Annotated in this window: 11 protein-coding genes and 1 pseudogene; 5 read left to right on the top strand and 7 right to left on the bottom strand. The window is 61.2% G+C overall.

Annotated features, from left to right (window positions below):
• Nucleotides 1–231 precede the first annotated feature (231 nt).
• Nucleotides 232–1,646: pseudogene (locus VNX23_RS05655) on the top strand (hypothetical protein).
• On the opposite strand, the gene VNX23_RS05650 reads toward VNX23_RS05655, so the two are convergent.
• A complete protein-coding gene (locus VNX23_RS05650; protein ID WP_325628200.1) occupies nucleotides 1,604–2,356 on the bottom strand; it encodes an alpha/beta fold hydrolase in 753 nt (250 codons plus the stop codon). The pseudogene VNX23_RS05655 and the gene VNX23_RS05650 overlap by 43 nt on opposite strands.
• A 30-nt stretch (nucleotides 2,357–2,386) precedes the next feature.
• Complete coding sequence (locus VNX23_RS05645) at nucleotides 2,387–3,523, bottom strand: hypothetical protein (RefSeq protein WP_325628199.1); 1,137 nt, start codon at nucleotides 3,521–3,523, stop codon at nucleotides 2,387–2,389.
• 258 nt (nucleotides 3,524–3,781) lie between these two features.
• Between VNX23_RS05645 and VNX23_RS05640 the strand changes: the two genes are divergently transcribed.
• Together VNX23_RS05640 and VNX23_RS05635 are read left to right on the top strand one after the other, a co-directional pair.
• Nucleotides 3,782–4,027 (top strand): zinc-finger domain-containing protein, encoded by a 246-nt coding sequence (locus VNX23_RS05640; RefSeq protein ID WP_325628198.1) that lies wholly within the window; start codon nucleotides 3,782–3,784, stop codon nucleotides 4,025–4,027.
• Nucleotides 4,028–4,034: 7 nt separating this feature from the next.
• Entirely contained in the window at nucleotides 4,035–5,234 is a 1,200-nt protein-coding gene (locus VNX23_RS05635) for an FAD-dependent monooxygenase (RefSeq protein WP_325628222.1), read from the top strand.
• An 18-nt stretch (nucleotides 5,235–5,252) separates the two neighbouring features.
• Here VNX23_RS05635 and VNX23_RS05630 read toward each other — a convergent pair whose 3' ends face one another.
• Nucleotides 5,253–5,675 (bottom strand): twin-arginine translocation pathway signal, encoded by a 423-nt coding sequence (locus VNX23_RS05630; RefSeq protein ID WP_325628197.1) that lies wholly within the window; start codon nucleotides 5,673–5,675, stop codon nucleotides 5,253–5,255.
• A gap of 534 nt (nucleotides 5,676–6,209) precedes the next feature.
• On the opposite strand from VNX23_RS05630, the gene VNX23_RS05625 reads away from it, so the two are divergent.
• Entirely contained in the window at nucleotides 6,210–8,198 is a 1,989-nt protein-coding gene (locus tag VNX23_RS05625) for a hypothetical protein (RefSeq protein WP_414642948.1), read from the top strand.
• 546 nt (nucleotides 8,199–8,744) lie between these two features.
• A complete protein-coding gene (locus tag VNX23_RS05620) occupies nucleotides 8,745–10,535 on the top strand; it encodes a DUF4209 domain-containing protein (protein ID WP_325628195.1) in 1,791 nt (596 codons plus the stop codon).
• A 68-nt stretch (nucleotides 10,536–10,603) separates the two neighbouring features.
• Here VNX23_RS05620 and VNX23_RS05615 read toward each other — a convergent pair whose 3' ends face one another.
• The 4 genes from VNX23_RS05615 to VNX23_RS05600 form a co-directional block, all read right to left on the bottom strand.
• The gene (locus VNX23_RS05615; RefSeq protein WP_325628194.1) at nucleotides 10,604–11,452 is read right to left on the bottom strand and encodes a hypothetical protein; all 849 of its coding nucleotides are present in this window, start codon (nucleotides 11,450–11,452) and stop codon (nucleotides 10,604–10,606) included.
• Nucleotides 11,453–11,748: 296 nt separating this feature from the next.
• Complete coding sequence (locus VNX23_RS05610; protein WP_325628193.1) at nucleotides 11,749–12,408, bottom strand: glutathione S-transferase family protein; 660 nt, start codon at nucleotides 12,406–12,408, stop codon at nucleotides 11,749–11,751.
• A gap of 35 nt (nucleotides 12,409–12,443) precedes the next feature.
• The gene (locus tag VNX23_RS05605) at nucleotides 12,444–12,923 is read right to left on the bottom strand and encodes an SRPBCC family protein (protein ID WP_325628192.1); all 480 of its coding nucleotides are present in this window, start codon (nucleotides 12,921–12,923) and stop codon (nucleotides 12,444–12,446) included.
• Entirely contained in the window at nucleotides 12,924–13,244 is a 321-nt protein-coding gene (locus tag VNX23_RS05600; RefSeq protein WP_325628191.1) for a metalloregulator ArsR/SmtB family transcription factor, read from the bottom strand. It lies immediately after the preceding gene.
• Nucleotides 13,245–13,330 lie beyond the last annotated feature (86 nt).

Raw genomic sequence — 13,330 nt, 5'->3', positions numbered from 1 at the left:
ACATAGCACGGCAGGGGGAGGGATGTCCCGCGCGCTCACATCAAGGTGAATGTCGGCACACGCCCGGACAACTGCTAACGCCTTGGAGCGGCGCCTTTTCCTCGCAGCGCGCCGGGCCCGCCAGTCGAACCCGATGCTTGAGGTGGTCGGCCATCTGCGGGAAATCAAGCCGCGCCATCCGACTATTGGCGGATTTCCGCGAGCCTGCCGGTCGGGGCATGGTGGTGGAAACTGGGGAATAAGGGCATTACCGCACAGACCATACGCGCACGCGCCTCGGACCCGATCCTGGTCTGGGCAACTGCGGTTGCCATTCCACTGATGTTGCTCGCGCCGGCGCTCTGGGACGGATATCCACTCCTGCAGTCCGATACCGGTGGCTATCTGGCGCGCTGGTATGAAGGCTATCTCGTCCCGAGCCGATCCACCGTCTTTGGTCTCTACCTGCATTTCGGCGAGGACACCTATTTCTGGATCAACCTCGGAATCCAGGCGCTGGCGACGATGTGGATCCTGCAATTGACGCTGCGCGTGTTCGGCATTGCGAGGCCGGCGCTGCTGTTGGGATCGGGCGTCGCGCTTACGCTCACCACGGCGTTACCCTGGCTCGCCAGCATGCTGCTGACCGATATCTTTGCCGGTCTGTCGGTGCTGTCGCTGTTTCTTCTCGTGCTGCAGGCAGACAGGATTTCCGCAATCGAAAAAGCAGCGCTGTTCGCCTTCACCGCCTTCGCCGCCGCCACCCACAGCGCGACCATGGCCGTATTGCTGGGCCTTTGCTGCACGGGGTGGATCGTGCGGCCGTTTCTGCGCGAGCGGATTTCGATCGCCGGCCTTGCCCAAGGCACCCTCACCCCCGCCGCGGGTGCGGTCATGCTGCTGTCGGCCAATTTCGCCCTGTCCGGGCAATTGGCGTGGACCCCCGGTGGCTATGCGATCGCCTTCGGGAGGATGCTGCAGGATGGCATCGTGACGCGCTATCTGCAGGATCACTGTGGCGAACAGCGCCTCAAGCTCTGCCCGTATCGCGACGAATTCCGGGAACAGCCGATGAATTTCTGTGGAGCAGAGGCAGCGTGTTCAACCGGCTCGGGCGCTTTGCCGGATTGGGCGACGAGATGGGCTTCATCGTCACTCATTCGCTTGTCGAACATCCGTTATGGCAGGCGGAGGCGGCTATTGTTGCATCGGCTCATCAGCTCGTCCTGGTGGCAACCGGTGAAAACGCGAATCGTCCGATTCCCCATACCCACGGCATTCTGGAACATTATCTGCCGAAACAGCTCAAGCAGGCGCGCGCAGCGTATCAGCAGAACAGCTACATCACCTTCGGCCCGATCAATCTGGTTCATGTTCCGGTGGCGCTGATTTCGATCGCGCTGGTGTTTGGCATGCTCGCAAGCGCGATCGGGCAACGAAAGCACGACGATTTCACGCTGCTCGCAGCAACCGTGTCGCTGGCGCTGCTCGGCAACGCTTTTGTCTGCGGGGTCATATCGGGGCCGCACGATCGCTACGGCTCACGGCTGGCCTGGATCGCAACCTTCGTCGTCCTGATCGCGACACTGCGTCGCTTGACCGCGACGATGAATTGCGCGGCGATTCACTTTCGCTGGGCGAGGAAATCCAGCACGCCTGATTTGTAGGCCTTGTCACCCACGGCGCGCATGTGGTCGCGGTTGGGAATATTGAGCACCCGCGAGCCGGGAATGATTTTTCCGAGCGCGTCCGCCGAGCCCGCGATTTCGTCGGCGGTGCCGACCGCGATCAACACGGGAACGGCGATCCCGGCGGCTTCCTCCCTCCTCATCAGGCGGCGCGAACCGCGCAGGCACGCCGCAAGCGCGCGGTGATCGGATCGGGTCTGGTCGGCAAAGGCGCGAAATGTCCGCCCGACCGGATCGGTCACCTCGTCGAGCGAATCCGCCTCAAGCGCGCGGGCGACATTCTCGCCGGGGCCGCCGCCCTCGATCAGGCCGATCCCGATGCCGCCGAATATCGCCGAGCGCAACCGCTCCGGCCGGCTTCGTGCAAGCACCGCCGCCATCCGTGAGCCCAGCGAATAGCCCATGACATCGGCGCGCTCGATGTTCAGATGATCCATCAGCGCCGTGATATCGGAGGCCATGATGGCGATCTCATAGGCAGCCGGGTCGTAGAGCTTGGCGGACTCACCATGGCCGCGATTGTCGAAGGCAAGGACGCGGCGGCCGCTTTTCTTCAGTTCCGAAACCCAGGTCGGATAAACCCAGTTCACGTTCTTGGTCGAGGCGAAACCATGCACGAGCAGGATCGGATCCCCCTCGCCCTCGTCGAGATAGGCAATTTCAACAGCGCCGTGATGAAAACTCGGCATCGGTCATTCCGCACTTTGTGAGAAGTAAAGCTAGCCGCTTACGGGCGCACTGACCATCGCAGGCGCGGCGGCCGCGAGCTGCCTTCGCAACCGCTGCGCCTTTTTGCGATCGAGCCACGACTGGGCCATGCGCTCCGTGGTTGCCTTGACGGAGGAAAGAAAGCCGAACAACGCGAACAAAGCGCCGAACACCCAGAGCGACAGGTTGAATGCTCCCGCCGCAAGCCACAATCCGCTGCGACCGAGCAGCTTCAGAATCGCGCGGGTCTGACCACCCTTGCTCTCCGCCAGCCGCGCGGCGCGCGCCACATCCTGCGGGCCCTCGGCGATTCTCAACGTGTCGAGCGCGCCACGTGTGCCGGCCCTTTCGCCGACCCGTCCGACGTCCTTGGCAAGTCGCACCAGCGCACCGGCCTTTTCGGCGTGGAACGCGGCCCTGATCGCGCTTGCGGTTTGCCCCGGCCGCATCACCGAGCCCGTTGCGACGGCATTTTGCAGCATCGGCGCATCCACCATCTCGCGCGCCGAACGGCCGGCCCATTCGGTCAATCCTTCCCCGAGACGACCGACCTTGCGAGCATCCTTGACGAGCGTCAGACCGGCGCGCACCGGGCCGGCGCCGCCGACGGTGACATAGGTTGCCGCTGTCACCGCAAGGCCCGCGGTGGCAAGGCCCAGCACCAGATGATCGGTATCCTCGCCCATGATGAGGTGCTTGCCCTCGCGCACGATGTCGCGGATATCGCCGAAGACGAAAAGATCGCCGGCGACCGTGCCGGAGAGACTCGCGACGTCGTCGGCATTCCCGGTCACAAGGCCGGAGGCAAAACGCCTTGCGAAATGGGACGAGGTGCTTTGTTCCGCAACCGCATCGCTCACCCGCTGCGATAAATCGTCCGGAAGGGAGATGCCTTTTTCCCTGGCAAGATCGACGAAGCTTTCGGCGAGTCCCGCGTCATGGTCCTTCAGCGCCGCCTCGATCTGGTCGCTGATGATGTTGCGGTTATTCCGCAGGGCAGAATCGAGTCGGATGTCCGACAGCCCAGCCGGATCATCCTGGGCTGCCAAAAGCGCAAGGGCGTTATGCGCGCGCGGCGATGCTACGGCCAACGCAGCACCACTTACCGCCATCATCGCCGTCATCCAGATGATCTGTGCCCGTTTCATCAGAAATCCCGAAAATCTGCTGGTCATGAAATAAGCGTGCCCGTTTTAAGACACAACGGCCCCGACGAAAGAAGGGCTTCTCCGGGACGACAAGATTGTGTCGAATTTGCATGGAGCACAACAGCGGCCGGGGCTTCCTTCGGATGTATTCACTCCACTAGGAATCATCAGCATCCGCCAGTATGGTCGGGTTGTATGTCGGCGGTGCGGCGCCGTGCCGGTTTCGTCCGCTTTTGTCGCGTTCCAAAGGTGAATTCGATGTCCGATCATATCGTCCCGCATTTCCATAACGATGCCGGTGTTCCCGTTATTGAGATCGGCTCGCATGAGTTCATGTGCGTGGGCGCCAATCCGCCCTTCGACCACCCGCATGTTTTCCTCGATCTCGGCAACGACAACGAGATCATTTGCCCCTACTGCTCGACGCTTTATCGCTACGCCGCCGACCTGAAAGCCGGGGAAGCGCGGCCGCCGGAATGCGTGCTGGTTGACAAGGTCGCCTGACCGGGCGGTGGCTTCGCGCGCGATCATCGTCGCAGGCGCCGGAATCGGAGGGTTGACGGCGGCGCTCGCGCTGGCGCGGAAGGGCTTTCGGGTCGTCATTCTGGAAAAAGCCGACCACCTGGAAGAAGCCGGCGCCGGCCTGCAGCTCTCGCCCAATGCGAGCCACGTGCTGATCGACCTCGGCCTGCAAGGCAGGCTTGCATCCCGCGTGGTCACGCCCGACGCCATCAGCCTCATGAGCGGGCGCAGCGGCCGCGAAATTTCTCGCATTCTCCTTGGCGATGCGGCGACCCTTCGCCCCGAGGCGCCCTATTGGGTCGTCCATCGTGCCGATTTGCAGGCGGCGCTGCTCACCGAGGTGAGGAATACGCCCACTATCGACTTGCGCCTCGGCTGCCAGTTCGAGGATGTCAGCATCCATGCCAAGGGCCTGACCATCGTGCAGCGCCGTGGCACGGCGCGCCAGGAGGAACTCGCGGTCGCACTGGTCGGTGCCGACGGAATCTGGTCGACGGTTCGCCATCATCTGTTTCCGCAAGCCCGGCCCCTTTTCTCCGGCCTCATCGCCTGGCGCGGTACGCTCGATGCGACCCAGCTGCCGCGCGAATTTACCTCGCGCCGGGTGCAACTCTGGATGGGACCAGACGCGCATCTGGTTGCCTACCCGATTTCTGGCGCGCGCCAGATCAATGTCGTCGCCGCGGTTCCCGGCACCTGGAACCGTCCGGGCTGGAGCGAGCCGGGCGAACCCAACGAAGTCAAAGGCGCGTTCATTTCCGCAGGATGGCATGCCATGCCGCGAATGCTGATCGGCGCAGTTGACGTATGGCGGAAATGGGCGCTGTTCACCCTCCCCGAAGGCGGCGATTGGACCGAAGGCGCGGTGACGCTGGTGGGAGATGCCGCCCACGCCATGCTGCCATTCGCCGCGCAAGGCGCGGGAATGGCGATCGAGGATGCCGCTGTGCTTGCCGGCTGTCTGGGAGAGACCCAGAGCGAGCCCGGACTGACAGTTCCCCTCGCATTGAAACGCTATGAACGCCTGCGCCGGGTGCGTGTGGCCCGCGTTCAGCGCGCCGCACGGCAGGCAGGACGCATCTACCACCTCGCCAACCCGCTCGCCTTTGCCCGCGACTTCGTCATCAAGGCGATGGGTCCCAGGCGCATGCTGGCGCGACAAAACTGGATTTATGACTGGCGCGCGTGAAAGCAGGCGGCCACGTGCTCAATACACGGCATTGCCCGACCGCATCACCGGGCGTCCCGACTTGTCATTGACCGCAGGCACTGCCACCGGCGTTTCACGGCATTTGCTCTGTCGCCAGGCCTCCTCCGCATTTTTGGCCTGACCGCGCACCAGAAGGTAATCATTGCCATAGGCCATCTCGGCAACAACGGGCCCGCCGACGCCCGTCTGTGCCTTTTCCATCAGGCCTTGCAATTCCGCCGAGCGCCCGGCGAGCTTCTTGCGTTCGGCTTCCAGTTGCTTGCAATCGTAAAGCGCATATTTCGCGGGGTCAGCGAAGGCCGAGGTCATTTCATCGTTCATGCTGGTGCAGCCGCCCAAGCCCAGGCCAAGCGCGAGCAAGGTTGCGATCGCAAGCGCGCGTGGCAGAACGTGGGAGTGGCCAAAAATCGAAGCGCTCATCAAACGCCTAAGTAAATCGACAACACTGAGCTTTTCGTAAAGCAGGCGCAGATGTCCGGATTGAGGCCTTGGCTCGTGCGGCGCACGCACCGATCAAGCCTGCAGCCTTGCTCATTCCATATGGTCAAAAAATGCACTAAGTGTTTGATCCTGTGCCAAAAGCCGACGTGTGACGGGACCCGGTTCTGAGGGACAGCTGCGCGCCGAAACCGATCGAAAGTCGATCTGGAACGTGCGCCCGATACCGATTGCCCGATTTGGTCAGTGCTACTGACCTCTTCGTAGCGGCGCGGCAACAAATTGTGAGAAAGTCGCGCCCGCGCCGATTTTTCGTCACATCGCCTGACGATCGTGTCTCTGTTGTTCGGCATGCCGGCCGCTCCAGCGGAGCCGGCCAGAACGGCAAGTGACCTCGACGGGGACAGCGCGATGGAGCGTGGAGGCGGTCGTGTGGGGAGTCGTGAGCCTCGCCACTCACACATCGGATCGGCAGGGCCGAGGGCAGTTCCTGCTTTCTGCAGAAAGGTTGTCAAAATGCGTCTCGCCAGCCGGTTTGCTGCTGCAGCAACAGCTGCCTTCATGTTCGCAACCATAAACTCGCCGGCGAAAGCGGCTTCGGGTTTGTGCGAGACAGCCGATGTCCAGGTCTTGCCCTCGCCGGCCGCTCCCTGGAAGGGGGCGCCGCTCCGCGTCATGATCATTGCCGAGAGGCCGCTCGAGGGTGCGATGTCGCTGGTCGCGCCCGACGGAAGCGTCGCGGCCAAATCATCCGAGCGGCATGGCGGCGCGCCGTATTTCTGGTTCGCCGAGGTTGCCGCTCCGGCTGCGGGGACATGGCAGGCCACGCTGGCGCTCGACCGCATGCCGGCGGATTGCAGCACGATCAAGCGCGAGATCTCCGTGAGCGCGCGCAAGCCGGACCCCGTGCCGATCCCGTCCGGAGCCTTCTGGCAGGTGCGCAACGGCTGGAATCATGCAACCGAAACCCTGTTCTCGGCATGGATCGCCAAGCTGTTCGACGCGCCGGCGGATCAGGATCTGAACTGGAAAGCCTGGCATGAAGTCCTGCGCGACCAGTCGCGCAATTTCCTGTTCAACTATCTGGGCCGCGGAGAGGACAATGTGAAGTCTGGCCTTCGCCCCGACTGCGCCGATTTCGGCTACTTCCTGCGCGCCTATTTTGCCTACAAGATGGGGCTGCCCTTCGGCTACTCCAATTGCTCACGCGGCATCGGCGGCACCGCGCCGAAGTGCTACCAGTGGTTCGACATGGAGCACCCGGAGCAGACGCGTCCGCCGCCGCCGCCGGAACAGGAAGTCGCCGCCGCGACGCTTGCGGTCGCCACACCGCCTGCGCAGCCGCCGAGCATTCTGAACCTGTTCGGCCGGACCCAGTCGGCCGACGCGGCAGCACCAGCCCTGGACCCACTGGCTCCGTTGAAACCGAAGCCAAAGCGGCCGACGAATTTCGGTGAATATCTCAAAGACGTCGGCGACGTCGTGCATACCGGCGCGGTGCGCGTTTCCGCCGGCGACGACAACACCGATTTCTACACGGTGGCGCTGACGCAGGAATCGCTGCGCCCGGGCACGATCTATGCCGACCCCTACGGCCACGTCTTGATGCTTGTGCATCGCGTGCCGGAGGTGGACGGCAAGCCGGGCGTCTTCCTCGCCGTCGACGCCGAGCCCGACGGGTCGATCACACGCAAGCGCTTCTGGCGCGGCAATTTCCTGTTCGTGCACGATCCGGCGCTCGGCACCCCCGGTTTCAAGCACTTTCGCCCGGTCGTGCGCGACAAGAACGGTTCGCTGCGGCGGCTGACCAACGCCGAGATCACGAACAATCCGCAATACGCCGATTTTTCGATCGATCAGTCGAAGATCAATGCCGAGGAGTTTTACGATCGCATGGATGACGTCATGTCGCCCGAGCCGGTGGATCCCGTGAAGGCGATGACCGACGCCATCGCCAGCCTGCACGAGCAAGTGAAGACGCGTGTCACTTCGGTCGAAAACGGAAGAAAATATCAGGAGAAGCAGCCGGCCGAGATCGGCATGCCCAATGGCCCCTCGATCTTCGAGACATCAGGACCCTGGGAGGATTACTCCACCCCGGCGCGCGACTTCCGTCTGCTGATCGCCATCGACGTCGTGCGCGGGTATCCCGATCGCGTCGTACGGCGGGCGGCGCATTATGCCATGCCGAACAACAAGAGCGTCGAAGCCGTCAAAAGCGAGTTGCAGGCGGTGCTTGCCTCTGAACTCGCCTCGCGAAAGATAACCTACACGCGAAGCGACGGCTCGCCCTGGACGCTGTCGCTCAAGGAGGTGCTCGATCGGGCTGTGGACTACGAGATGGCCTACAATCCGAACGACTGCGCGGAGCTGAGGTGGGCCGCCCCGGAGAACAGCCAGGAGGCATCCACGTGCCGGCGCCATGCGCCGCAGGCGCAGCGCGCCAAGATGGCGTCGGACTATCGCACCTGGTTCCGCGAGCGACACTGGCCGGCCAAGAGCTAGATCGCGATTGGGTCGCACGCCTCCAGGCGTCCCAGTCCGATGTCGTTTGATGGTTAAAGGCCCGCAAGAAGCGAGGTCGGATGCGACACGGCCTTCGCCCGGCTGCCGGACGGGCGTGAACAGGGTTGGCCTTCCGAAAACAGGTAAGGAAGATCTGGAAAACATTTGAGTGCCGCCTGCGAAAAAGCTATGGGGATCAAGCATGCGGGCGTGGCGAAATTGGTAGACGCAAGGGACTTAAGCAGGTTGAGTGCCCTCCGGGAAACCGAAGGTGCAGAACTGCCCAAATTCGGGGAAACCGGTAACAGGCAATCCCGAGCCAAGCGCTCCAGCTGAACGGCTGGCGCGAAGGTGTAGAGACTAGACGAGCAGCACCTAAAGCGCGAACGCGCTACGGTGAAGGTATAGTCCAGACCACAAACGAGCCAAAAGCGCGAACGCGCCCAGGCGAGGCGGCGAAAGCCGTAGCTGGTAAGAAAATCCCTCGGCTCGAAAGAGCTGTGCCGGTTCGACCCCGGCCGCCCGCACCAATCATCCGAGTGAAAAATGAGCGATACTCTCACCATCCCATCGCCCATAACGTCGGTGATTGAGCAGTTCGAAAAGAGCGTCGAGCCATTTTCAGAAATGGATGTCAGCACTGCATTGAACAGTGCGCGCGCAAAGCTCGTTGACCCGAGTCCCGCCGAAAACAAAGGCGCGTGGTGCGAGTGCGTGGCTTTCACGCTTATGAGAACGCCGGGCAAAGGCGTCTGGGGAACGCATTTTGGCCCCTTAGCGTCGGGCGTCATGCAGGATGGCAGCCCTTTTTATACGCCGGATATCGAACAGGTTGATTCGGAAATCATCGACCATTGGGCCGATCGCGCAATTTTAGCGAAGCATCCCGTCCTGCGCGCACGCTACGCCGATATCGTATGGGACATCGGCCCCCTCAAGACCGGCAAGCGAGGGGATTACAAGATGGCTCAACTAGCAGCCGACGCATACCTAGCTGCTGCTATTGAAGAATACATCTCAGAGCCAATCTACCGTTTCCAATACGCATTCAACTCGTTCGATCTTGCAACGAGCCTGAGCGACGAAGCGCGAATTGACAAGGCGCGAGATCATATCATGGCCCTTCACAGGGCAAGCTTCGCGAATGAGATGAAGCTGTGGTGGATGGCATACCAGTTTCTGAGCGCGCGACGCGGTGCTTTAACCGACAAAGAGCGAGATGAACTGACCAAAGATTTGGAAGCCGTGCTAGCGCGTGCTGCCGATATCGGAAACGCGCAGACCTTTGACGTTCATACAGCGAAAAACGCTGCAGGCCATCTGATTAAACTCTTTACGCGCAGCGGCAACGCTGCTGATGTCCAACGACTCTACCTAACCATTGCAAAGACTACGGAGCATCATGCTGGCCTCGGAAAGGCGATGTTGGCATCAGTTTTCCTGCAAGAGAGTCTCGATGCCTATCGCAGGGCCGGGCTTAAGGACGAAGCTGAGCGCATTCGCATCCTCATGCAGGACAAGATTGCCGAAGCTCGCCGCGAGATGACGTCGATCACGACAAAGACTCGCATACCCAAAGAGGACATAGACTCCTTTCTGGAGCAAGTCGTTACCGATGACCTCGGAACTACCTTCGTTAGTATTGCCACGCAATTGCTGCCTCGGCGCAACGAAGTTGAAGAGCAAATTGAACAACTTACGAAGGCAGCGCCGTTGATGGCCAGCATCGGAAACAGCATATTGGCTGACAACCGCGTTTCCGCACGGATTGGCCCAGCTGAAGATGATCCATTCGGCCGGCTCGTCAATCAGGCGAGCACGGATTTCGGGCTTTCAGCCGTTTGGCTCCACAATGCTTTCGTTCGCGCCTTCGAAAAACATACCTTTACGCCCGAACATATCGTTGCATGGGCAAACCGGCACCAATTGTTCGATGAGCTTACGCTTCTCATCGAGGGCGTTACTGCGTGGACCGATGGCGATCAGGTTAAAGCGCTCCATGTGCTCGTTCCGCAAGTTGAACATGCCCTGCGGAAAATTGTCGGCGATCTCGACAAGCCTACGACGAAAGCGCATCCGACCATCCCCGGCGTTAGTGTCGCGATCAACATGGGCGATATCCTGTACTCTAAAGAGATAACGGAGGCACTTGGTCCCGATCTAACCCTCTATTTTCTGGCTCTCTATGCCGACCACCGCGGCCTCAATATCCGCAACGAGCTTGCACACGGCCTTCTAAAGGCGAGCCAAGCAAATACTGGTATTGTTATGTGGGTCATCCATACCTTGCTCGTCTTGGGCATTTGGAAAGAGTTAGCCGCCGCTGGTCGAAAATAAAAAGCCCGATGATCACCAGCCACCTAACGCCAATCGCAAATCTCTAGTAGATCAGCAGGGCCCGAGCTCTAAGCCGCGCCGTCTGCACCGCCCCTGTCCGCCGCCTCAACACCAAGCTTGCCGAGTTCACTGCGGAGGAAATCGAGGTCGCAGCCGGGACCCGGAAAAATCTCTGTGATCGTGGCATCTGCAATGGCTCGTTGAAAATCAAAGCCGAGCTGGAGGCCGGGAGGAAATTCCATTTCCGTCCCGTCCGCCAAGACGTAGCGCCCTATACCGAGAGCCGAAAGCGAGATGCGCATTTCATGCTCTTTGGCATAGTTATCGTCCTTGATGTAAGTGTAGCGGATCGGGTTGGCCATTCGCTCAATATTTCCTCGCGCCGCAGCCCACGACATGTACTCCACAATTCCGTAGTTCACGGAAAAGATCTGCTTGCAACGGACCCCTTGATATTCGAGTCCGTTGCCAGTCTTCACGGTCTCGTTGACGATGGCGCGCAACTTCGCGAAGTCGAAAGCGACGCCTACCTTTCCACGCGCGCTCCCGTTCGCGTACTCACCCCATATGTGGTCGGAGTTCTCCAGCGAAAAGCAGCACGCATAAGTCCGGTGTCGAGAACGGTCGTAATAGTCCGCCACGGAAAAGTCTGGTGCCTTTTCAAACCGCATTGTCGCATTGGCGGCGCGATCCTGCTGCAACTGCTCGCCATCGTGCGGGTCGGCATTCGGGAAGTCCTTGTAGCCATCGACCCGGTTGAAGTAGAGATACCGACCACTCGCCGACCGGAGCAGGTTCTCGATTGTCATGATCTTGTAGAGAATTTGCCCCGCAGGCGGTGCGATCAGCAATTGAGCGTGCGGTTCGACAGCTCCCAGCGCGGGGTCAAACGGAACATTGTCAGTGTCTTCGGTCATGGTCGCAGTTTAGCGGATCGGTTGGGCTCCGTCTCAACTCTCCTTCGAGTCCTCGCGTCGGCAACAGCGGCCGGTTGACCGGGAGACCATGCCGCCGGGTCGGCAACCGTCAACGCGCCTCGCTTCCGCGCGGCTGCGCCGCGCGTGCAGCTATCGCGGATGGTTCGTTTACGAATGTCAGAGCCAAAGGGACACTAGCAAATATTTCCCAGCGATACTGAAGCGAATGTCAAATCCACCACACTGGTAAATTTGGCATTGCATGGGACGGACACACCCACGCGTCGACGCCCCTCTCACGCCGCCTTCGCCAGCTCCGAGACGCGCTCCCAGGTGGTCGCCTGCATGCTTGGCCGGGCTTCCATTCGCTTGAGCCAGGCGAGAAGATTTGGATGCGGCACGCCAAGCTCCTTCCATTCGGGCGTCAGGGTGAAGAAGGATACGCCGGGCGCCACCAGGAGATCGGCGAGCGATAACGAGTCTCCGGTGAAAAAGGCCTGCTCGCCGAGAAGCCGCGAAAGTTCGGAGAATACGACACGCGCCTTCGGCATAGCGGCTTCGATCGCCTTCTCGTCGGCCGGCAAGCCCATCACGCGGGGTCCGACGACGCGGTGGAAAACGATGACATTGCCGACGCCGTGGAAAAGATACCAGTCGTTGATGTTCATCACCTGGTCCATTCGCGCCAGCCGCCTCGCGTCTGAAGGCGACAGCGCTGGCGTCGGCAGGATCCGGTCGAGATAACGCAGGACGGCTTGCGTCTCGTAGAGCCAAAAGTCGCCATGCTCGAGCACCGGCACGCGGCCGAACGGGTGTCGGGCAAGATGTTCCGGCGATCGCATCGTCCCCGGGGCCACCGGCGCAAGCCGCCAGGAAGCGCCCTTCTCTTCCAAAGCCGCCATCACCGAGCGCGAGAATGGACTTCCGGGAATGGCATGGACGATGAAATCAGACATCACGACCTCCTCACTGGTTGTTGCTGCAATTTCCGTTATTTCCAGCTGCGCTCGGCTTCGCGGACGAACCGTTCGATCAGGCCCGGCCAGCCGCCGTCGACATCCTTTCGCATCGAAGCGCCGGCTTCCGCGCCCATGGTCTCGAACCTGTGGTGGACGAGTTCGACGCGCGTGGCCTCCGCTCCCTCTGCGGTGAAGCGCACGTCGACTTCCGATTTCATCGAAAGGTCCGGCTTCCATTGCGCGTTCACCTGCCAGAGCATCACAAAGCGATGCGGCGGGTCCCACACAATGATGGTTGCGGCGCTGGTCTCGGTGCCGTCTTCAGCAATCTCGAGCCAGCGCCCGCCAAGGCGCGGCTCCATCAAAACTTTCTGAATCGGCTTCTTGCCAACGCCGTGATCGTGCGGCCACCAGCGCGTGAGCCCGCTGGTGAAAACCTCGAAGGCATGTCCGATCGGCGCCTTCACGGATACGGTTTTGCGCACGGGCGCAATTGTGACCACCTCGTTCATTCACCTGCTCCCCTTTGCCTTGTGGGATCGTTCGGCCTCGAGCTTGAACGCCTCGAGCGCGTCACTCCAGAAGCTGTCCAGCCATTCGCGCAATTCCATCAGACCCTCGCGCCGCAATGAGTAGATCCGCCGCACGCCTTCGGTGCGCTCCTCGACGAGGCCTGCGCCTTTGAGCACTTTGAGATGCTGCGACACGGCCGGCCGCGACACAGGCAATCCGGAAGCGATCGCATTCACCGCGCGCGGCCCGTAACGCAGGCGCTCGAACACTTTTCGCCGCGTCGGGTCCGCCAATACTGCAAGGGCAGTTCCGTAAGCCATGACTAACGGTAAGCCATAGCTTACTTAATGTCAAGGGCCGATTGTTGAGGCCGCTCGTGCAATCTTTTCGGATTTCGTCGTCCTCG

The sequence above is a fragment of the Bradyrhizobium sp. genome, assembly GCF_035570375.1.
Lineage (GTDB): Bacteria > Pseudomonadota > Alphaproteobacteria > Rhizobiales > Xanthobacteraceae > Bradyrhizobium.
Note: the sequence above shows the minus strand (reverse complement) of the source record. Positions and strands in the feature narration are given on the sequence as shown.